Origin of the sequence: Povalibacter uvarum (genome assembly GCF_014202975.1) — a bacterium.
GTDB lineage: Bacteria > Pseudomonadota > Gammaproteobacteria > Steroidobacterales > Steroidobacteraceae > Steroidobacter > Steroidobacter uvarum.
Window position 1 is genome coordinate 718,807 of the sequence record NZ_JACHHZ010000002.1, and the last position, 19,356, is coordinate 738,162.

The window sequence follows — 19,356 nt, forward strand, 5'->3', positions numbered from 1 at the left end:
GTCGATCGACGAAGTTGTCGGGTGCTCGACGCCATGACGCGACAGTGATGTTGCGAACCCCTACTTCTCGCCGAATTCCTTCAAGTGCGACAACAACACGAGCACATCCTGTCGGTGAGTGGCCTTCGCGGTCAGCTTCGCGTAGTCGTTCAGCAGACGGGATGCCTCATTCAAGTGCAGCATGGCCAGGTTGTACTTCGCCTGCTCGTTGCGCGGATCGAGCCTCGTGGCAATTTCGAACCGCTCTCTTGCAGAGGAAACGTCGCCTTTGCGGTAAGCCAGAGCGCCGAGTCGCAGATGTCCCGGAACGAACCTCGGGTTCGCGGCGACCAGTCGCTCGTACTGCTGACGGGCGACATCGAACTTGCCGGATTGATAGTTGAGATCCGCCTGACGCGCGAGTTGCATGAGCTGCACACGCTCGCGATTCGGCGAACTGCTGCAGCTGGCGAGCAGTGCCAGCGCGGACAGCAGGAGCATTCGCGCGAAGATCGCCGTTCGGCCTCGACAGCTCACGACGCGTTCCGCAAGTTGAGTCGCAGCATGTCGCCCGCGTGGAGGTCGAATGCGCCAGCTCTTCCGGCCGCCAGTTCGAGCACGGCCTGAGTACCGCTCGGCGCGAGCGCGAGACAGTTGGGCCGGAGCCCATGAGCGATCTTCAGAATCCGTCCCTGGCCGTCGAGAAAGAGCGCATCGATGGGAAACCGCATGCACAGTGTGTGCACGCTGCCGCCCGGCTGCAGTAACAGCCCGTGATCGAGCGGCAGATCGCAATGGCCCAGCAATCCGACGAGCCGCCGGAAGAAGGTGCTCGCGATACACACATGATGCGCAATGGTGACGCCGCGATCTGATTCGACCGTTCCGGATTTCATGTGCATCCTCAGAAGATGTCGAACGCACCGGCCTCGATCAGTTGAATCACGATCGGAAAACCGATGATGATGAACGTGATCGGAAACAGCAGCGCGATCAGCGGGAACAACATCTTGACCGGCGCCTGATTCGCCAGCTTCTCGGCGCGCAGGAACCGTTCCTGTCGTCGCTGGCGGGCCTGATCGGCGAGAACATCACCCAGCGACCCACCGGTTTCCTCGGCCTGCGTCACTGACGCAACAAAGTTCGTCACTGCCGGGATCACGACGCGCGACGCGAGATGATCCAATGCGGCGCGGCGCGTCATGCCGGTGCGCGTCTCGCGCAGGTACCGCGAGAACTCCTGCCGCACGGGACCTTCGCGAAGCTGATCGATGGCTTGCTCCGCGGCGGCTGTGAACGTGAGACCCGCCTTCATCGCCAGGACGAGCACGTCGAGAAAGAAGGGAAACTCCTTCTCGAAGCGGCGCTGTCGTCGTCGGGTGGCATCGCGCAACCACAGATGGGGATACACGTAGGCGAAAGGGGCAACGCTGGCAGCTACGGCGATAAAGAAGGGATCGCGCACATCGAGTACGAAGATCACGCAGAGCGCGCCGGTAAGCCCTGCCACGAAAGTGAGACGTCGGACCACCAGAAACTCAGCGGGCGTGATGACATAGGCGAAACCCGCCGCATTGAGTTGTGTCTGCAGGACGTCGCGCTTGTGACCGGGCAGCGATTGATCCACTTCCGCGGCATACCAGCGGAAGGCTGGGCGCATCAGGCGCAGCAACAGAGGCAGTTCGTCACGCCAGGCTGCATCCCGATCCGCTGACTCCTTCGCATGACGTCGCAATGCGAGCGGCAGCAGCAGGAGCAGGCTGCATGCGAGGGCGGTGAAGGCTGGTGCGAGATAGGGCGACATGGTCGGATGGGATCGGCACTCAGACATCGATGTTCACAATCTTGCGGATCATCCACGCAGCGATGGCCATCATCACCGCAATCACGGCGAGCACGATCCAGCCGTACCACTGCGTGAAGAGCAGGCTCATCCGCTCTGGCTGCTGCTGATACAGAACGAAGCCGATGAAGATCGGCAGCATGCCGACGACCCAGCCCTGGGCGCGCCCCATCGAGGTCAGGGCATCGATCTTCCCCTCCATGTGTGCTTTCTCCTGCAGCGTGCGGGCGAGTGCTTCAAGCGTGTCCGCGAGATTGCCGCCGACCCGCCGCGATACATTGATCGCCGTGTTCATGAGATCGAGCTCCGGGGAATCGATGCGACCCCGCATCTCCGAGAGTGATTGCGCGAGAGGTCGTCCGATCCGATATTCGGCCAGTACGATCGTGAACTCCTGGGCGAGAGGAGCAGGCTGACGGGTGGAGAGCAGCTCGAGCCCCTTGGTCAGATTCGAGCCCGCACGAAGCGCCGATGACAGCGCGAGGAGGGCGTCCGGCAGCTGATACACGAAGGTTCGTGTGCGACGTCGCGCGAAGTAAGCCACAGCAAGGCGGGGTGCCACGACCGCAAATACCGTTCCCAGCAGTGCGCCCATGACCCCCATCAATCCATAGCCCGTCGACCCGAGGAGCGCCGTGAGCAGAAGGCTGCTGAGGAACAATCTCCCGGCATCGGCGACAACGAAGTTCTGCCGGAGGCTCGCTGTAGCGCGGAGGACGAAAGCGTTCTGGTAACTGACTGCCGCGCGACGCAACGCAAGCGTTGTCAGCAGCACGCTGAGGCAGACGCAGATGACCGCAGCAAGCCTCGCGCCCAACCCGCTTGCCGACAGCAGCGTGTTCATGCGAGTCCCCTTTGCGAAGCCGAAGCAGTTGCAAAGATCGATCGGTCGAGCGGGACACCCGCCTCGGCCAGCGCCTCATAGAACCGAGGCGCCTGGCCGCAACCGCGAAATGTTCCGACGATCTCACCGTTCGACCCGACACCTTGCTGTTTGAAAGCGAACAAGGGCTGCGTCAGGATGACGTCGCCTTCCATGCCATCGATCTCGATGATCGATGTGACGCGCCGACGCCCGTCGCTGAAGCGCGTCTGCTGGACGATGATGTCGACGGCTGATGCGATCTGCTCTCGGATCGCACGTACCGGCAGGTCCATGCCTGCCATCAACACCATCACTTCGAGGCGCGAAAGCAGATCACGGGGTGAGTTCGCATGCCCGGTCGTCATCGAACCGTCGTGTCCGGTGTTCATGGCCTGCAGCATGTCGAGTGCTTCGCCACCACGGCACTCGCCGACGATGATTCGATCCGGACGCATGCGCAGCGCGTTCCGCACCAGATCGCGGATCGTGATCTCGCCTCGGCCTTCCACGTTCGGCGGGCGTGCTTCGAGCGAGAGCACGTGAGGCTGTGCGAGCCGCAGCTCCGCCGCATCCTCGATCGTAACGATCCGTTCGCTGGCGCAGATCGATTCCGACAGAGCGTTGAGAAACGTGGTCTTGCCAGACCCCGTGCCACCTGAGACCAGAATATTCTTGCGATAGCGCACGCAGACCCGCAGGAACTCGCACATCGGTGGCGTAAGCGAACCCAGCTCGACCAGGCGATCCATCGACAACCGCTGGCGCGAGAACTTCCGGATCGTGAGGATCGGGCCTACCAGCGACAACGGCGGAATGATCGCGTTTACTCGTGACCCGTCGGGCAGTCGCGCATCCACCATCGGTACACCCTCATCGATGCGACGACCGAGGGGCGTGACGATCCGCTCGATCACGCGCATGAGTGATTCGTCGTTCGTGAATCGAGCTTGCGTTACGGCCAGCTGGCCGCGCCTTTCGATGTAGACCTGGCCTGGACCGTTCACCATCACTTCGGACACGGATTCATCCGACAGGAAGGGTTCGATGGGTCCATAGCCCATGATCTCCGCCGTCATCTCCGCGACAAATCGGGAGCGGTCGAGGTCGGGCGGCAGGGCCACGGCGCCGGATTCGATGATCGACTCGATCGCTTGCCGTGCTTCCCGGCGCAGATCCGCGCTCGCGAGTGTGTTGAGCGCAGTCCGGCGAAACAGGTCGAGCTCGCGCAGAACGAGCCGCTGCAGCTCCTCCTGCAGGACGCGCAACGATGCCACCGGCTCTGTGCATGATCGATCCGAGGCCACGGACGTGAGCGCCGCTGTCCGTATCACGACCGTCGTCTCCCCCTCCGTCACGGGCCTCTCGTCGATGAGGCTGCGCACGATCTTCAGTTCACAATCGCCGATCGAGAATGTGTCGCCGCCTCGCGCGGGCGCCGTGTCGGAAACGACAACGCCGTTGCGGCGAACAGAATCCGCGGCGCCGATATCGGTAAGAAGCGCTGCGTCCTCGGCGATACTGAGGAGGGCATGGCGCCGCGCCACGGAATCGTGACGCAAGCGAATGTCAGCACCGAATCCGCGGCCAATGCTGTAGCGGCCGACGTCGATCTGCCGCGTCTGCACAGGGCAGCCGGGAACTTGCAGCTGGATTTCGAGCACGGTCATCCCTGAGTGATGATTGTGAGTGCTGAGAATTGATCAGGCGTCAGTCCATCAACTTGAACTTGAGTGCCTCTTGCGACTTCTGCCTGAGCGACTCGTAGTGCTGCACGCCCGATCGGACCGCATCGGAATCCGTCGTGATGATCTGAGGCATCACGAGTACGACGAGCTCCGTTTCTCCGCGACGGAACTGGCGCGACTTGAACAGCTCACCGAGGATCGGGATCTGACCGAGGCCCGGCACTTTGACGACCGTCTTTGCATCCTCAGTGCTGAAAAGGCCGGCGATGACCATCGCCTCGCCGGACTGCACGTTCATCTCGGTGTTGGTCTTGCGCGTAGCGAATCCGGGAATGCCCAGCACTTCGATGCCCTTGTCCACGCTGCTGACTTCGACGTTGACCTTCGTGCGGATCAGGCCCGTCTCGTTGGTGCGCGGTTCGACATTCAGGATGATCCCGAACTCCTTGAAGATCACGTTGAGCGCGCCATCCTGGTTCTGGACCGGGATCGGTACTTCACCGCCGACGAGGAAATCTGCCTGACCACCGTCGATACACGTCAGTGTCGGCTCCGCCAGCAGTCGCGCATCGCCGCTGTTGACCAGCATGCGGATCACGGACTCCGCCGCAGTCGTCAGTGCGAAGTAGTTGTTCGAGGTCCCCAGCTCCAGCGGAAGCCCGTCGATGCCGTCGACGCCTGGAGGCACGATCCGGTAGTACGGATTGCTCACGAACTCCGACAAGGTCCCGAAGACTGGTCCGGGCACCACGTCCGCCCAGTCGATGCCGATGTCCTTCAGCGCTGACTTTTTGACTTCGATCAGCTTGGCCTTGATGAGGATCGTCGACTTCTGCTGGAGCGCCTCGCGTGGCACGAGCGCGGGTTCGGGAATGCCGAGGACTTTGACGAGGTAAGCGACACTGGAACCGTCGCGACTCCAGATCCGCAGATCCGTGAGCCCTTCTTGCTTGCCGAGCACGAGAATCTCCTGCGTATCGTCGAAGACTTTGATGTCGATGATCGCACCGTCGCCGGCAGCCACACGCCTCACGTTCGGATAGCGCATCAGCAAACTCTGGCCCGTGGGCAGGCTGAGCACACTGACCGGTGCGGTCTCGAGCGACGAGTCCGCGCGAACCATGGCACACGCGAGGAGATTCATGGCAAGAGGCGCGAGCACGCATTGTGATGAGTGCGGGTGATGCATCTCAGCCACCGCCCAGGATGATCTCGACGCGCTGTCTGGCGGGCGCAACCTTCGCTACCCGGTCGCCATGGATCAGCGAACGCTTGGTGATGCGTGCAATCTGGATCGATTGCTCATCCCGCGGCTGACGCAGCATGACGGTAATACGGCCGGCATCCTGTGCAAGCGTGATGCGCGCGGCGTTGTCCGGCGTAACAGACACGGTGACAGTGTTGAACTGGCGCGCGGGGCTCTTTTGATCGAGATACGCAGCATTGGTGAGCGTTCGAATACCCGTCGCGATCACTGGAACGTCGACGAGCAGCGGCATCGTGATGGCTTCGCTGCCGCTCGTCGTGGTGAAGAGAATATCGATGCGATCGCCCGGCGAGAGCATGCCGGAGATCGAGGCTTCGTCGTCGACCGGGAATGTCAGCGCTCGCATTCCGGGCGCGAGCTGCGACGAGAATCCCGCTGCAACATCCCGCGCCAGATGCGATTGCAGCACGGGCTCGCCGCTGCGCATGCCATGCGCCAGCACGCGCCCCGCCACATCGTTCCAATGACTTGCGAGGATGGCATCGGAGTGCAGGAAGTTGCGCGGTATCTCGCGAACCGCCACCGTCTGGCTCGAGAGGAACACACCAGGTCGCAGATCAGCGTTGGCGACTACCACTCGCAAGGGCTCATAGCGGGCATCGAGTTCCGATCGCCGTGCATTCACGGTGCCCTCTATATACCCATTGGCGAAGTACGCTGCCGCACCCCCGGCACCGAGCGCACCGACAACCATGAGCGTGGTGATCACGCTGCCTTTCATGGACTCATCCTCCCTGCATGGAACGCGTTCAGAACGGCACCATCAGTGCCCACGAGAACTCGGTGTGGTATTCCTGGATCAGGCGCAATACCGCGGGCGCGCCTTGCCATACAGCCATCAGTCCAAGCAGCACCGCGAGATACTCGGCTGCTCCCCAACCGCGCTGCTGTGTCTTGAAGGCTGCGAACGGTGCGATCACGATTTTCTCCACACGACAACGATGGCCGTCCTGGCCCGCTCGCTGCTATCCGGCTGAAACGTGACCAGTGCCTGTTGCGAACCGTACTGGGCTTCGATTACGACGCCGCGTCCCCGGCGCTCCATCGATTGCTGCCGCAGAATCTGCCAGCCTGCGCGCAGAAGCTCACCCGCGAACGCCTCCGCTTCGACGACCACCGTTCGTTGGCTCACGAAGCTCAGGTGCTCCGCCTCGATGCCTGCGTCTTCGTACTCCTGGCGACTCACCACTTGCGCGGTCGGAGGATGCGGGAACGCTGTTCGCCCCGGCGCAGTTGCGCTCTCAGGCAAGCCGCTCACCGTGATCGTCCCTTCGCATCCTCCGATCGTCGCGCGTGCCTCGATCGTGATGACGTGACTCACCGAACGGATTGCCAGCAGTCGATGAGTCCCGTTGGCCGTGCGGCGAAACTCACTGCGCCCCCAGCGGTGCGCCAGCGACTCGTAGTGGTCGAAGACGCGATCGGGATCGAGCCGCGATTGAAACGTCTTGAGCGTCATCGGCAATCCATTCATCCGCATGCTCGCGGCAACCCACTGGGCCTCACCCTGGGGTGGAGCCGGAACATCCGGCAGCGCTGCCGTGAGCTTCGCCAACATGCCGGCGTGCGACATCGGCATGAAGGCACAGCCGGCAAGCGACAGCATCAATAGCCGGGAGAGATGCTCGACCGATCCGCGCGCGGGCTTGTCGTTCTTCGATCTCATCGTTGTTCGACGTAGGCCGCAGGCAAATCGGATGATCGCGGACGCAGATCCGGTTCCCAGCCGAACTGACCCTCGCCGTACAAGGGCCGGCCTTTGCCGAGCGCCTGAAGTGCGATCGGTCGACCGGGCAGTTCGAACTGCTCCACGAGCTCGTTGACCGTGACTTCGTCGACGCGATGCCGCAGCTGCCGCTCGTCTCGAGCAGTCCAGGTGTCACTGAGGATCGCGCCGCGGGCTGTATGAACGACTTGTGATCGATCTCGGGCCTGCACATGAATGCGCTCACCGAGCGTCATCGGTCGACCAGCGAGCTCCCGCAATACCGGGCGGATACCGATCGCCACAGACGTCCCCGCATACGCGCGGCGGTTGAGGCTCAGGCTGTCGAGCCGCAGCAACCGCTGCAGTTCGCCGAGCAAGCCGTCGCCATAGGCGATCGCCGGCACGAACAGAACCCCGACATCGACCGGCGCGGGTTGGTCACTCGACTGATGCTCGATGGGAGCGCCTTCGTCGTTGTGATCGAGCAGGCGACGACGTTGCAGATCACGCCACAACGTGTTCTCCGTGACACCTTCGTCGCGGAGTTGTTCCACTGCCGTCAGCCCTGCGAGCGGATTGCCCAGAGTGCGATCCCGAGCTTCGAGCACGATGTCGTCCTCGCTCTTGCGATTCGATGTGCCGTCGCTGCGCCAGACCGTTCGCTCCCACAACGCGTAGCGCGCGGTATCAAATGTCTTGTGCTTGATGTCGAGCTGCTTTCCGAGCATCGGGATAGCGACGATGAACGGCGAGAGCGCGAGCAGAGACACGATGGTCTCCGCCATCGCATTCCCGCACTGAGTTCGCCAATGGCTGGCGCGGCTGCGTTTCATAGCCCGATCCCGGATTCGATCGGCACGAGTCGCGCATCCCAGAAGGGATTGAACAGGTTCGCATGCTCGCGTCGATTGGAACCCAGCGCTGCGAACGCGCTTCCCGTCGGACGGCGGAACGACACCTCCGCCATAGCAGCCACTGCGAGCGGTGACTCATTGGTGGCCAGTCCGAACTTGTCATGCGTGGCGACCCGCGACTGCTCCTTCGTCGCGAGCGCACCGATGCTCAGTACCGCGGCACTGGGGCGCCCCGCCACGTTGTAATACGACGGAACACCCTGGTAGTCCGAATCGAACTCGGAGGCGCGTGCTGTGCTGACTCGATCGCCGACACGCCTCCAGCTTCGCCACCCGAACACACCCAGGGTTCGATACTGCAGCTGATCGCGGGCTTGCCAGTCGGCGCCGTCTTCACTCTGTGATGTCGACGTGGAGCCCTGCTTGCGGATCTGGGCAGCGACGAGATTCTCCCGCCAGCCGCGCTCACCTGAAATCCAGCGGCGCAAGTCCGCGTTGGCTGCGAAACTCGTAGTGATGAGCTGGTTCACCGCGCCGCTGTCGTTGCTCGCTGTGTACCGCTCGACGAACGTCGGCACGTTGACGAGCTGCATCAGCACTTGCGCTTCGATCACGCGGCGCAGCGCGTCCGGCATCGCGCCGATCGCATCGCGGTCATTGATCCTGACATCGGGGTCCCACCGGCGCGCCGTCTGTTCCATCAGGTCGTTGAGATTGTTCAATGCCAGCGAGGCCTGCACCTCGACCTGCGCCGCGCGAAAATGGGTGTTCCAGCCGTCTATCGCGGGCACGAGCACTTGCGCGCCCTGCTCGGTGATCTCGCGGACTTCCTCGGCGACCTCTTCCACTGTGCTGACGTACTGGCCGACGTAGGGGATGTAGCGGGTGATCCTGTCCACATGCTGGATCGACTCATGGATGTAGCGGATCCAGCTGACGTACGAGACGAGGTGTCCGACGGCAGCATGATTGGCCACCATCGCGCGATTCGTGTACGCCATGAAGTTGAGATGGCGCGCCGTCCAGACTGCGCCACTGTAAGCAGCGGCGTCCGCGGCGTTCGCGACCTGAGACTTCTCCGTCACCTTCTGAGCCGTGTTGTACATCAGCACGAGCACCGCGCTCGCGATCAGCACACCGAACAGGGCGACCGGTGCAATCTGGCCGAGCTGGGGATGTCGCTCACGAAATGAAGTGCCTGAGGTGCGCGGGTCTGCCATGAACTCTCCTGGCGCTGCGCTCTGCCGAAAAAAGCCCTCCCCGCTTTCAGGGAGGGAATCGGGGAAACAGCGCTGCGAGTCGTGCCTAGGGGTTGCCACCTCCGCCGCCAGAATTCGTCTGCTGGTTGTACGTTGCGAGACTGTCTGCCTGCGCGGCGCGGGTCTGGGCTGTCGTCGCCGAGGATTGCGCGTCCTGGATATCCTGCGAGCCCGATTGCCCCGACATTTCCATGCTCATGCCGGCCATCTGGTTCTGCAGCGTGTCGCCGAACGCGGCGAACAGACCGATGCCGGCGACGGCCACGAGCGCCGTGATGATGATGTACTCACTCATGCCCTGGCCTCGCTGGTGTACAGCGCAAGCCTCCCTGTCCTGCCGAATCATGATGTCCTCCTTGACCGTGGCGCGTTGCTCAACGGTGCCGACCGTTGTGAGGCAAGCGTAGGCCGCCCGCGCCGGGACTCGACGGCCAATTTCTCTCCCGTTGATCCAGAAACGCATTCCGGTTGACGTCGCCCGTGCGGCATCGGTTATCGTCTCGCGATCCACTCTCCTGGAGCACAACAATGAAACCGATGAACCTCGTCGCAACGTTGCTCGCCGGCCTGGCGATCAGCTGCGTTGCGGGCGGAGCGGAAGAGCGTCCGATCGTTCTGAAGGCGAGTCATCTCTTCGACAGCAAGTCGGGCCGGCTGACCGATGGCGGTGTCGTCGTGATCCAGGGCGACCGCATCACCGCCATCGGTGGTGGCGCTACGCTTCCGGCGAATGCCCAGGTGATCGATCTCGGCAACGCGACGCTGCTGCCGGGCTTCATCGATGCGCACGTGCACCTCGGCAGCGAGCTGCAGAAGGATTTCTTCCGCGCGTTTCATACCAACATGTTTCGCTTTCCGGTCGAGCAGTCGCACTACGCAGCGCTGTATGCGAAGCGCACGCTCGATGCGGGCTTCACGACCGTGCGCAATCTCGGCGCATCCGATTTCGTCGACATCGGCCTGCGCAATGCGATCAATGCCGGTGTAACGCCCGGGCCGCGCATGATCACTGCCGCGCACTCGGTGGGTTCGACTGCCGGGCATTGCGACAACAGCCCCTTTCCGCCGGATCTCATCGAGCCTTCGGGCCCGATCGACGGTGTCTGCAACGGCGCCGACGAATGCCGGGCCGCCGTTCGCTATCAGATGAAGTGGGGCGCCGACGTCATCAAGATCTGTGCGTCGGGCGGCGTGTTGTCGGAGGCCGATCCGGTCGACGTGCCGCAGCTCACGACGGAAGAGCTCACCGCGATCATGTCCGAGGCGCACGCATGGAAGAAGAAGGTGGCCGCTCACAGCCACGGCGATGTCGCCGCGAAGCTGGCGATCGATGCCGGCGTCGACTCGATCGAGCATGCCAGCTTCCTGACCGAGCAGACGCTGCAGCTCATGAAGAGCAAGGGAACGTACCTGGTGCCCACCCGCCTCGCGGTCTATTGGGTGAACAAGGAAGCCGCGAACCTCCCGCCCGCGATCGCCGAAAAGGCACGGGCCGCGTACGCCGCGCATGAAAAGATGTTCCGCAGCGCACTAAAGATCGGGGTACCGATCGCGTTCGGTACCGACAGCGGCGTTTCTCCGCACGGCATGAATGCGAAGGAATTCGCATTGCTCACGGAAATCGGCATGACGCCGGCCGCGGCGCTGATCTCCGGTACCCGCGAATCCGCGAAGCTGCTCGGTGTCGACGCCGAAGTGGGCACACTCGAGACCGGCAAGTCCGCGGACATTGTCGCGGTTCCCGGCAACGTCCTCGAGAACATCGCGGCGACCGAAGCCCCGCTCTTCGTGATGAAGCGCGGCCAGATCGTCAAGCAACCCTGATCGCCCAGCAACCCGAGGCTGCCGATGAAGCTGCGTGCAATTGAATGGGCAATGCTCGCGCACTGTTGCGCGAGCCTGCTGCACTTCGCCCACAACGGCGTGTTCGTCGATGAGTATCCGAACCTGCCTGCATCGATCACGATCCCAGTCATCATCTGGACGTGGCTCGGCATCACTGCCATCGGCGTCGTTGGTTACATCGTGCTGAGGACAGGTCGAGAGATTGCGGGACTCGGGCTCATCGCCGCATACGCGGCATTCGGCTTCGACGGGTTTGCTCACTACAGTCTCGCGGCGATGGCCGCGCATACGGTCATGATGAACGTGACCATTTGGTCGGAGGCGATCACAGCGGTTGTGTTGCTACTCGTGGTGGGGAAGCGGTCGTTGAGGGTGTTTCACTCGCCGGTGGTGCGCTGAGAAATCCCCGGGGGGAAAGCCGGACCACAGGCGGAGGCTCCTATAGCAATGCGTTCGCTATCGGCACCGTAACGAACGCCAGCAGGATGCCAATCCCGAGCACCGTGTTCGCCAGCGTCGGCTCGAGATCGTTCTGAGTCGCCAGGATCGTCGCGGAGATCATCGGGGCCATCGCTGACTGCAGGACGGCGATCGTGAGGATCGCTCCTTCTACATGCAGCAACGAACCGGCGAGCCAGACGATCAGCGGCACCAGCAGCAGCTTCCAGCCCAGGCCCAGAGCAATCGCTCCCAGCTGACCCTTGCCGAAATGCAGTTTGAACTGCAGGCCGACCGAGAACAGCGCCAACGGCACCAGCGTCGCACCGATCCGCGCCAGGATTTCGTCGATCATCGTCGGCCAGCCGCCAGCCAGTGCAACGCAGATTCCTGCGAGCAGTGACATGAACGGTGGAAAGAACAGCACGCGGCGAACGATCGCGATCGGCGCGACGCTTTTGCCCGAGTACAGCGCCGCGACGATCGTGCCGCCGACGCCGAGCGCGAGGAACGTGCCGACCTGGTCGCCGAACAGAGCGAGCTTCAATCCTTCTTCGCCGCGCAGCGCTTCCACCATCGGGAAGCCGATGAAGGAAGTGTTGCCGAGACCGCAGACCAACGTCAGCGCACCGATGCGTCCCCGCGACCAATGCAGCGCCTTGCCGATGAGCGTGAAGAATCCCCAGGCGCCGAGGAACACGAACCACATCGCGGCAACGAGGAACCACAGATGCCAGTCGAGCCGCAGTTTCGGAATGAGATTCAGCACGAGCGCCGAGAACGCCACATTGATGACCCACCAGTTGAGACTGGGTGCGAGCGCCGCCGGCGGATTGGCAAAGCGGGCCACGAGCCAGCCCAGCAGCAGACACAATGCAAGAAGCAGCAGCGCGGACATGCAGCGTCGGTATTCGCGAGTGGACAGAAGCGGAGGCGCAGTCTATGGATGCCGGGATTCGCGCGTCCAGTCGCTGCGCGCCGCTGTCATTGGCTGCAGGAGATTGTCATGACCGTCCGCTACGAGATCTCGGGAACGACGGCGATCGTTGCTATCGATCGGCCCGCGCAGCGAAATGCCGTGGATCAGGAAACCGCCAGGCAACTCGCGGACGCGTTCCGGGCCTTCGACGCCGACGACGGCCTGCACGTGGCGATCCTGACAGGCTCTCAAGGTCACTTCTGCGCTGGCGCGGACCTCAAGGCGTACGCGGCAGGCGACCGCCGCAAGATCAGCGAACACGGCGATGGACCGATGGGCCCGACGCGCATGCGGTTGTCGAAGCCGGTGATCGCCGCGGTCGAGGGTTATGCGGTTGCCGGCGGCTGCGAGCTCGCCCTCTGGTGCGATCTGCGTGTTGCTTCCGAAACTGCCATCTTCGGCATCTTCTGTCGCCGCTTCGGCGTGCCGCTCATCGATCTCGGTACGGTGCGACTGCCGCGATTGATCGGACACAGCCGAGCGATGGATCTGATTCTCACGGGTCGCGAAGTGCATGCGCAGGAGGCGCTGGATATCGGTCTCGCGAATCGCCTCGTCCCGGCAGGCGACGCTCTCCGGGCAGCCCAGCAGCTCGCTTCACAGATCGCCGCGTTTCCGCAGAGCTGCATGCGCAACGATCGACGGTCGGCCATCGAGCAGTGGGGGCTCGATGAAGAAGGCGCGATGCGCAACGAGCTGCGACATGGGCTGGCAACCATCGAGTCGGGCGAATCCCGCTCCGGCGCCGCTGCCTTCGCTGCTGGTGCAGGAAGGCACGGAGGCGAACGCGGCAAGCCGTAGCGAGGCGCCAGAATCGCTATCAGGCCTCCAGCGTCGCAGAAGCCCGATAGACCGTCGCGATCGATACCGATGGCGTCCCCGCCGGCATCACCTTGGCCAGCACGGCTTCACGATGAACCTCATCGCGGGCGAGCCGCGTCAGCAGTGCAGAAGTTTCCGGACCGCTGAGACCGCGCGTGCGAACGGTGGCGAAGCATCGGCCCGGCCGCAGCAGCGCTTCGTCGATATCGCTGACGTTCGGCAGGTTCGTGGTGAAGATGATCTTCCTTCCCTGCGCGCGCACCACGCCATCCGCGATCGCCAGGAAGCGGTGCAGATCATGGTTGCCGTTGTTTCGCGCCAGCAGCAGGTGATCGGCATCCTCGATGACGAACGCGTCGTGCGAGCCGGTGATGAAGTCGACGAAGATTTCGTCGTTCTCCAGCGCCCGCTTGTCTCCCGTGTACATCACGTTCGCGCTCTTGTGCCGGCGCTTCGACATCTCGCCAAGAATCGCACGCACGAGCCGCGTCTTGCCGGTGCCCGGCGGCCCGAGCAGGATCAGCACCGTCTCGCTTGCATCGAGATAGCGACGAATGAAATTCTGCACCGGTTCCCGCAACGTCGGGTAGGCCTCATCGTAGATGGGCTCGACCGCGAGCTCATCGAACGAGGCGCTGCTCAGGCCCGAGCGGCTGTTCATGAAGTGCCAGTCGATCGTGAACATCTGGCTCGGTGAGTAGCGCTCACCGACGAGACGGAACAACGTATCACGCACTTCGTCCGCACGCGCCTTGCTCTCTGCCCAGATGCCGAAGGAGCAAGAGCAGTACTCCGCCTTGCGCCTGCCCTCCGCCTGCACGAAGACGCCCGGGCCGTCGAGCAACAGCGTTCCCTCGTCCATTCGCAACGCCGTCATACCCATGTGAAGCGCGAGATCGTCGAAGACGTCCTCGACCTTGCGACGGGTCGCGCATCGCACGGAGCGGCATATCGGGTAGCGCGCCGCAACGTTCTCGAGCGCACGAATCGCCCGCGTCTTGAGTACCGTATCCCCGAGATCGTAGAGCTCGTGGTGGAACGAGAGCCCCGCAGACAGAGAACGGCGGTCCTCCCGGCCGCACTCCGGATTCAGATTGTCGATGTCCATGTTGTTATCAGCCCTTGATGCAGATCACTTGCTTCAGCGTGTGAGCGACCTCGACCAGGTCGGTCTGGTTCGCCATCACCTCATCGATGTTCTTGTACGCCGCCGGGATCTCGTCCACGACGCCTCCGTCCTTGCGGCACTCCACCCCTTCGGTCTGCTTGGCCAGATCGAAGCGGTTGAAGCGTCGCTTCGCTTCCGTGCGACTCATGCGCCGGCCCGCTCCATGGGAACAGGAGCAGAACGACTCGGCATTGCCTTTGCCGCGGACGATGTACGAGCGAGCGCCCATGCTGCCCGGGATGATGCCGAGCTGGCCGTCGCGCGCACTGATCGCGCCCTTGCGGGTGATGAACAGCTTCTCGCCGAAATGCTGTTCGATCGCCACGTAGTTGTGATGGCAGTTGATCGCCTCGCCGTCCGTCCTGAACGGCGGAAGATGCTTCGCCAGCGCGTCCAGCACGAGCTTCATCATCATCGTGCGATTGAGCAGCGCGTAGTCCTGCGCCCAATCGACGGCTTCGACGTAGTCGTCGAACAGATCCGACCCCTCGCTGAAGTACGAAAGATCGCGGTCCGGCAGGTTCACCTGGTGACGGCGCATGTCCTTGCGCGCGGCTTCGATGAAGTAGCGCCCGAAGACATTGCCGATCCCTCGCGATCCCGAGTGCAGCATCACCCACACGCGCTGCGCCTCGTCGACACACAGTTCGATGAAGTGATTGCCGCCGCCCAGCGAGCCCAGCTGGCAGATCCACGTGCGCGCGAACTGGCGCTGCATCTTCATGATGCCGCCGTGCTTCTTCACGACGCTGTCGAGCCGATCACTCAGCGTGCGCGCCTGCCGCGCATGAGCGCTGCCGTGGACCTTGTCGGATTCGTGCTGATTGAATCCGACCGGTACCGCGCGCTCTATTTCACTGCGGATCTTCGCGAGATTGTCGGGAAGATCGGCGGCGGTGAGCGTCAGGCGCACGGCATTCATGCCGCAGCCGATGTCGACACCGACGGCCGCGGGAATAATGGCCTGCTTCGTTGCAATCACGCTGCCCACGGTCGCGCCGATGCCGTGATGCACATCGGGCATCGCAGCGACATGGCCGAACACGATCGGCAGTTGCGCGACATTGATCAGTTGCTGCATGGCGTCGTGCTCGATGTCTTTCGTGAAGACTTTGACGGGCACCCGGCCTTTGTTGAGAGTCAGTTGTACTGGCATGACAGAAAAATAGCCTTCTTGCGGCCAGCTGCTAACGGCTAGTCGCTGGTTTGCTGGCCCGCCAAAGACAAAACCCCTGGCAGGTTTCCCCGCCAGGGGTTTCGTGGAGCCATTCTGTCGCCAGAAGCGGCTTGTACACCTGACTTGGGGAGCGGACGCGCTCGTCCCAAGTCATCTCGTGAGAACTTTACGGCGCGTTGTTCAACTTGGTTTCGAGATTGTGCGGTGCAGACATTGTTGGCTCCAAGGCCGGGTTGAAGTATCCGGGGGCGCGCATGTTACTCAGCTTCGCCGATGAGTCAACCGGTAATTGACGATAGTCGTCCGGCGAATCGCGTTCAGGCGGGAGCGCCGAGCCGCGGCGCAGCGTTGCTGTGCGCTGAAATCACGTTCAGCAACTCGCGAGACACGCGCTCGTCGATCTCCGCGGCATGAGAGAGCTGTACGGGATATCTCACGACCGCTTCCACGCCATCCGGCGAGAAGCGCAGCTGGACCTGCGGCTGTGGGTCACCGGTTTCGTTCGACGAGGCGGCCTTCTGGATTTCCTGGCTCTGCCGCACGATGTCGTCACGGTAGTCGTTGAGCACGTCGTTCACTGCAGCCACCAGCTCATCCTTGATCACCGCGTAGTCGGCGCCCGGCGGGAGACTCAACGTAACGTCGTGCCACGCGAGGTTCACGCCCGCGATCTGTTTGAACAGGCCGCCCGATGCCTGGAAGATCACGGAATTCGCGAAAGCAACGACGCGGCCAGTCGGCGCTTGCAGCCCCTGACCGCCGAGCTCCATCAGATGCAGTCTCACCAGGCCCAGCTCGATGACTTCGCCGGTCACGCTACCGATCTGCACTCGATCACCGACGCGAATGCCGTACTTGCCGATGAGGAAGAAGTAGCCCACGACCGACACGAGCACGCTCTGCATGGCCACAGCCAGACCGGCCGTGATCAGGCCCGCGAAGGTTGCGAGCGAACCGAGCTCCGTCGCGAACGTCGATGCGGCGATGGCGACGACGAGGCACCAGATGACGATTCGTCTCAGCAGCAGGAAGCGTGAGCGCCGACGTGCATCGTGTACGTACCGGAAGACGGCGCGCTGCCACAGCTCGGCGGCACCGAACACGATCGCAAGCAACGCGGCGAAGAACAGAACTCGCATGCCGAGCGCTTTCAGTGCTTCGTAGTACTGGCGCTCCGTCGCGTCGCGCCAGCTCTTGAGGTTGTGGCGATACTGATCCAGAAGCACGCCGGCGCGGCTCAACGGGGTCAGCATCGACGAGGTCTGCTTGAACAGCCACGCGAGCGTGTCGTACTGATCGCGCATGGTCTTCAGGGTTGCGCTGTCGGTGTTGTCGGATTGCGCACCGAGCGCGTCGCCGCGTGCCGTCAAAGCTTTCAACTGCTCGAGGGGCGGGTTGCGGATCTGGGTGAACACTTCCTGCAGGTCCGCGGTGCGCTGATCGATCGCATCGATCGTTCGCATCTTTCCGGAAAGGCGGAAGACCGCAGCGGTCAGGTCCCAGATTCCGAACTGGCTGAACGACAGTGTTCCCGGCGTCGGAGTCGGCGCACTGGCCGCGGCAGCCGTCGCTGCGGCGGGCGTCGCGGCGCTCATGGAAGGAATCGAAGCGGCAATGGCGTCGATATGGGCCTTGAGCGTGTTCGCGCCAAACCCGCCGGCATCATTCTCGTGCTCGAACTGTTCCATGCTCGAGAGATAGTTGCGTCGCGCATTGAGCAGATCGAGTTCACGCTGGAGCACCGACACGCGGGTCGATGCGTTCTCTCTGTCATCGGCGGATGCGAGTTGACGCTTGGCTGCGTCCAGTTCGGCCTGCACCGACTGACGCTGCTCATCCAGGCGCCGCTGAATGCGGGCCAATGTCTGTGATCCCGAGTCCGTGTTCTGCTGCGCCTTGGCGCCCTCTTCGCTGCTGATGAGTTCGGCGTTCGCGCGCGCGATCTCGAAGGCGAGCGTCATGACTTTGTCCGCCGTCTGGCGATTGGCGTAGAGGATCAACAGGTCACTCGGCTGTGTCGACGCCTGCTGCTGCATGCCGAGCGTGCGATACCAGTCGACCGTTTCATCGAGCAGCTGGACGACCTGTTCGATCGTCATCACCGTCCGCGAATCCGCTGGCGCAGGCGGAGTTGGTGCCGTTTCTTCGGCAGCATGAACGCCGAGCGTCAGCAGCGCGATGGCGACGAGCAGTAACGGTTTTGCGGACATGGGCGATCCAGAGCAGACGGAAGCGCCGTATTCTGGCCTAAACAGTGACGGTCCGGGACATCGGTATTGTCGCTGGCGACCGACCTGCGCCTATGCGGAGGGCTGCTCCTCGTGCCGCCGCCGAGCCAGAAGCAATTGAAGCCGCACGCAATGCCGGGCTGCGAAGGCCCGGGCCTCGACCTCGTAGACATTGAACCAATAGCCGCGACGGAGAGACTCGACCAGGTACCGCCAGATCGTCAGCTTGCGCGGTTGCCATTGGCGAAGCACATGGAAGTACTCGTGGAGCAGAAGGTCCGGATCGCTCCAGAAATCCGCGGCCGAACCTCTCAGGAGAATGCGACCGCGCCGTGTTGTCGCGCGTGCGCCTGGATGCAGTGACGCATACAAGGAATGCTCGATGACGCGAACGTGCTCGACGCGCTCACCGAAGATGTCGCCCAGCGATCGGGCGATCACGGAAGGAGCGGCAACGCGGCGGCCGATGATCACGGCTGTCGGAGACTCGCTAGGCAGCGACGATATCGACAGTCAGTTCGCGCGGACAGCGGAGCGAATTGCTGACCAGGCAGTTTTGTTCTGCTTTTTCCAGCGCGTGCTGATATGCGTCGCGTTTGTCCAGCGTCGGTACGGTGAGCTTCGCGTGCAAGCGCATATGCGTGAACTGCGTGACGCCCTCGACTCGATCGAGCGTCCCGTCGACGGAGCACTCGAGCCGCTGCCATTCCAGCTTGGCGATGCGGGCCACCACCTTGAACGTCAGCAGGAAGCAGCTCGCTGCCGCACCGACCAGCAACGATTCTGGCGACCATTGGTCACCCGGCCCGTCGAACTCACGGGGCGAAGCTGAATGCAGATCCGGAAGCCCTTCTGCCTGAACGAGCGGCGATGCGTCCGATGTGACGCTCGCTACAACAGGATACGAATGGGGAAACGGCTTCAGAGTGTCATCCTCTGCGCGCCGCGGTTCGGCGCGTATCTATACCGAGAACGTTATACATCGGACAGCTTCCTGCATAGGCCGTCAGCAACGGAATGAAACCCAGGATACCCAACCATCGGATCGGCGCGGGCACGAGGAGCAGGAAGGCGAAGAACCCGATACCCATCGCCAGCCGCACGATGCGATCCGCGTTGCCGATGTTTTGTGTCATGAAAGTCTCCAGCAGGCCTGGTGGAGAGTTTTCCGCACGGGAGGATGAACGCGAATGCGGAGATCCTCGTAGGATCTCCGTAGGGCCGGCGGCGGGTTCAATC

General features: G+C 62.8%; 22 protein-coding genes. 3 read left to right on the top strand and 19 right to left on the bottom strand.

The genetic code is table 11. From position 1 onward, the window contains the following. Nucleotides 1-60: 60 nt before the first annotated feature. The 12 genes from HNQ60_RS09410 to HNQ60_RS09465 all read right to left on the bottom strand — a co-directional run bounded on the left by HNQ60_RS09410 (nucleotide 61) and on the right by HNQ60_RS09465 (nucleotide 9,755). Nucleotides 61-516 (bottom strand): tetratricopeptide repeat protein, encoded by a 456-nt coding sequence (locus HNQ60_RS09410; protein ID WP_184330995.1) that lies wholly within the window; start codon nucleotides 514-516, stop codon nucleotides 61-63. Beyond that, nucleotides 513-875, bottom strand: coding sequence for a DUF192 domain-containing protein (locus HNQ60_RS09415; RefSeq protein ID WP_184330997.1), 363 nt, complete (start codon nucleotides 873-875; stop codon nucleotides 513-515). The genes HNQ60_RS09410 and HNQ60_RS09415 overlap by 4 nt, the downstream gene beginning before the upstream one ends. A gap of 8 nt (nucleotides 876-883) precedes the next feature. Next, a complete protein-coding gene (locus HNQ60_RS09420) occupies nucleotides 884-1,783 on the bottom strand; it encodes a type II secretion system F family protein (protein ID WP_184330999.1) in 900 nt (299 codons plus the stop codon). A 19-nt stretch (nucleotides 1,784-1,802) separates the two neighbouring features. Then, on the bottom strand, nucleotides 1,803-2,666 hold the full coding sequence (locus HNQ60_RS09425; RefSeq protein ID WP_184331001.1) for a type II secretion system F family protein: 864 nt from the start codon (nucleotides 2,664-2,666) through the stop codon (nucleotides 1,803-1,805). Then, a complete protein-coding gene (locus HNQ60_RS09430; protein WP_184331004.1) occupies nucleotides 2,663-4,354 on the bottom strand; it encodes an ATPase, T2SS/T4P/T4SS family in 1,692 nt (563 codons plus the stop codon). Before HNQ60_RS09430 ends, HNQ60_RS09425 begins: the two co-directional genes overlap by 4 nt. 40 nt (nucleotides 4,355-4,394) lie before the next feature. Next, complete coding sequence (locus tag HNQ60_RS09435; RefSeq protein ID WP_184331006.1) at nucleotides 4,395-5,516, bottom strand: type II and III secretion system protein family protein; 1,122 nt, start codon at nucleotides 5,514-5,516, stop codon at nucleotides 4,395-4,397. A 46-nt stretch (nucleotides 5,517-5,562) separates the two neighbouring features. Continuing rightward, on the bottom strand, nucleotides 5,563-6,360 hold the full coding sequence (gene cpaB / locus HNQ60_RS09440) for a Flp pilus assembly protein CpaB (protein ID WP_184331009.1): 798 nt from the start codon (nucleotides 6,358-6,360) through the stop codon (nucleotides 5,563-5,565). 28 nt (nucleotides 6,361-6,388) lie between these two features. Continuing rightward, complete coding sequence (locus tag HNQ60_RS09445; protein ID WP_184331011.1) at nucleotides 6,389-6,559, bottom strand: hypothetical protein; 171 nt, start codon at nucleotides 6,557-6,559, stop codon at nucleotides 6,389-6,391. Beyond that, on the bottom strand, nucleotides 6,556-7,305 hold the full coding sequence (locus tag HNQ60_RS09450) for a hypothetical protein (RefSeq protein WP_184331013.1): 750 nt from the start codon (nucleotides 7,303-7,305) through the stop codon (nucleotides 6,556-6,558). Before HNQ60_RS09450 ends, HNQ60_RS09445 begins: the two co-directional genes overlap by 4 nt. Further along, on the bottom strand, nucleotides 7,302-8,180 hold the full coding sequence (locus HNQ60_RS09455) for a hypothetical protein (protein WP_184331015.1): 879 nt from the start codon (nucleotides 8,178-8,180) through the stop codon (nucleotides 7,302-7,304). The genes HNQ60_RS09450 and HNQ60_RS09455 overlap by 4 nt, the downstream gene beginning before the upstream one ends. Beyond that, on the bottom strand, nucleotides 8,177-9,421 hold the full coding sequence (locus tag HNQ60_RS09460) for a pilus assembly protein TadG-related protein (RefSeq protein ID WP_184331017.1): 1,245 nt from the start codon (nucleotides 9,419-9,421) through the stop codon (nucleotides 8,177-8,179). Before HNQ60_RS09460 ends, HNQ60_RS09455 begins: the two co-directional genes overlap by 4 nt. An 85-nt stretch (nucleotides 9,422-9,506) precedes the next feature. Further along, nucleotides 9,507-9,755, bottom strand: a complete 249-nt coding sequence (locus HNQ60_RS09465) for a Flp family type IVb pilin (RefSeq protein WP_221304112.1) — start codon at nucleotides 9,753-9,755, stop codon at nucleotides 9,507-9,509. Nucleotides 9,756-9,988: 233 nt separating this feature from the next. Here HNQ60_RS09465 and HNQ60_RS09470 point away from each other — a divergent pair, with 233 nt between their 5' ends. Continuing rightward, on the top strand, nucleotides 9,989-11,284 hold the full coding sequence (locus tag HNQ60_RS09470; protein ID WP_184331021.1) for a metal-dependent hydrolase family protein: 1,296 nt from the start codon (nucleotides 9,989-9,991) through the stop codon (nucleotides 11,282-11,284). Between the two features lie 24 nt (nucleotides 11,285-11,308). Further along, nucleotides 11,309-11,704 carry a hypothetical protein gene (locus HNQ60_RS09475; RefSeq protein WP_184331023.1) on the top strand — a complete coding sequence of 132 codons (396 nt, stop codon included), beginning with the start codon at nucleotides 11,309-11,311 and terminating at the stop codon, nucleotides 11,702-11,704. A gap of 40 nt (nucleotides 11,705-11,744) precedes the next feature. Here the strand turns inward: HNQ60_RS09475 and HNQ60_RS09480 are convergent, their stop codons facing one another. After that, nucleotides 11,745-12,641: an AEC family transporter gene (locus HNQ60_RS09480; protein WP_184331025.1), complete on the bottom strand. Its 897-nt coding sequence runs from the start codon at nucleotides 12,639-12,641 to the stop codon at nucleotides 11,745-11,747. Between the two features lie 108 nt (nucleotides 12,642-12,749). On the opposite strand from HNQ60_RS09480, the gene HNQ60_RS09485 reads away from it, so the two are divergent. Then, a complete protein-coding gene (locus HNQ60_RS09485; RefSeq protein ID WP_184331027.1) occupies nucleotides 12,750-13,523 on the top strand; it encodes a crotonase/enoyl-CoA hydratase family protein in 774 nt (257 codons plus the stop codon). Nucleotides 13,524-13,542: 19 nt separating this feature from the next. On the opposite strand, the gene HNQ60_RS09490 is transcribed toward HNQ60_RS09485, so the two are convergent. The 6 genes from HNQ60_RS09490 to HNQ60_RS09515 all read right to left on the bottom strand — a co-directional run bounded on the left by HNQ60_RS09490 (nucleotide 13,543) and on the right by HNQ60_RS09515 (nucleotide 19,253). Continuing rightward, complete coding sequence (locus tag HNQ60_RS09490) at nucleotides 13,543-14,652, bottom strand: ATP-binding protein (RefSeq protein ID WP_184331029.1); 1,110 nt, start codon at nucleotides 14,650-14,652, stop codon at nucleotides 13,543-13,545. A gap of 7 nt (nucleotides 14,653-14,659) precedes the next feature. Continuing rightward, nucleotides 14,660-15,868 (bottom strand): RtcB family protein, encoded by a 1,209-nt coding sequence (locus tag HNQ60_RS09495; RefSeq protein ID WP_184331031.1) that lies wholly within the window; start codon nucleotides 15,866-15,868, stop codon nucleotides 14,660-14,662. 338 nt (nucleotides 15,869-16,206) lie between these two features. Beyond that, nucleotides 16,207-18,099, bottom strand: a complete 1,893-nt coding sequence (locus tag HNQ60_RS09500) for a mechanosensitive ion channel family protein (protein ID WP_184331033.1) — start codon at nucleotides 18,097-18,099, stop codon at nucleotides 16,207-16,209. Between the two features lie 90 nt (nucleotides 18,100-18,189). Then, entirely contained in the window at nucleotides 18,190-18,591 is a 402-nt protein-coding gene (locus HNQ60_RS09505) for a DUF4157 domain-containing protein (RefSeq protein WP_184331035.1), read from the bottom strand. A 16-nt stretch (nucleotides 18,592-18,607) separates the two neighbouring features. Further along, complete coding sequence (locus HNQ60_RS09510; RefSeq protein ID WP_322096864.1) at nucleotides 18,608-19,078, bottom strand: OsmC family protein; 471 nt, start codon at nucleotides 19,076-19,078, stop codon at nucleotides 18,608-18,610. Continuing rightward, nucleotides 19,047-19,253 carry a YgaP family membrane protein gene (locus HNQ60_RS09515; RefSeq protein WP_184331040.1) on the bottom strand — a complete coding sequence of 69 codons (207 nt, stop codon included), beginning with the start codon at nucleotides 19,251-19,253 and terminating at the stop codon, nucleotides 19,047-19,049. Before HNQ60_RS09515 ends, HNQ60_RS09510 begins: the two co-directional genes overlap by 32 nt. Between the last annotated feature and the right edge of the window lie 103 nt (nucleotides 19,254-19,356).

Coding starts and splice junctions, on each gene's coding strand:
- HNQ60_RS09415 (WP_184330997.1), bottom strand. CDS start 875: ATGAAATCCGGAACGGTCGAATCAGATCGCGGCGTCACCATTGCGCAT.
- HNQ60_RS09420 (WP_184330999.1), bottom strand. CDS start 1,783: ATGTCGCCCTATCTCGCACCAGCCTTCACCGCCCTCGCATGCAGCCTG.
- HNQ60_RS09425 (WP_184331001.1), bottom strand. CDS start 2,666: ATGAACACGCTGCTGTCGGCAAGCGGGTTGGGCGCGAGGCTTGCTGCG.
- HNQ60_RS09430 (WP_184331004.1), bottom strand. CDS start 4,354: ATGACCGTGCTCGAAATCCAGCTGCAAGTTCCCGGCTGCCCTGTGCAG.
- HNQ60_RS09435 (WP_184331006.1), bottom strand. CDS start 5,516: ATGAATCTCCTCGCGTGTGCCATGGTTCGCGCGGACTCGTCGCTCGAG.
- cpaB (WP_184331009.1), bottom strand. CDS start 6,360: ATGAAAGGCAGCGTGATCACCACGCTCATGGTTGTCGGTGCGCTCGGT.
- HNQ60_RS09450 (WP_184331013.1), bottom strand. CDS start 7,305: ATGAGATCGAAGAACGACAAGCCCGCGCGCGGATCGGTCGAGCATCTC.
- HNQ60_RS09455 (WP_184331015.1), bottom strand. CDS start 8,180: ATGAAACGCAGCCGCGCCAGCCATTGGCGAACTCAGTGCGGGAATGCG.
- HNQ60_RS09460 (WP_184331017.1), bottom strand. CDS start 9,421: ATGGCAGACCCGCGCACCTCAGGCACTTCATTTCGTGAGCGACATCCC.
- HNQ60_RS09465 (WP_221304112.1), bottom strand. CDS start 9,755: ATGAGTGAGTACATCATCATCACGGCGCTCGTGGCCGTCGCCGGCATC.
- HNQ60_RS09470 (WP_184331021.1), top strand. CDS start 9,989: ATGAAACCGATGAACCTCGTCGCAACGTTGCTCGCCGGCCTGGCGATC.
- HNQ60_RS09475 (WP_184331023.1), top strand. CDS start 11,309: ATGAAGCTGCGTGCAATTGAATGGGCAATGCTCGCGCACTGTTGCGCG.
- HNQ60_RS09480 (WP_184331025.1), bottom strand. CDS start 12,641: ATGTCCGCGCTGCTGCTTCTTGCATTGTGTCTGCTGCTGGGCTGGCTC.
- HNQ60_RS09485 (WP_184331027.1), top strand. CDS start 12,750: ATGACCGTCCGCTACGAGATCTCGGGAACGACGGCGATCGTTGCTATC.
- HNQ60_RS09490 (WP_184331029.1), bottom strand. CDS start 14,652: ATGGACATCGACAATCTGAATCCGGAGTGCGGCCGGGAGGACCGCCGT.
- HNQ60_RS09495 (WP_184331031.1), bottom strand. CDS start 15,868: ATGCCAGTACAACTGACTCTCAACAAAGGCCGGGTGCCCGTCAAAGTC.
- HNQ60_RS09500 (WP_184331033.1), bottom strand. CDS start 18,099: ATGTCCGCAAAACCGTTACTGCTCGTCGCCATCGCGCTGCTGACGCTC.
- HNQ60_RS09515 (WP_184331040.1), bottom strand. CDS start 19,253: ATGACACAAAACATCGGCAACGCGGATCGCATCGTGCGGCTGGCGATG.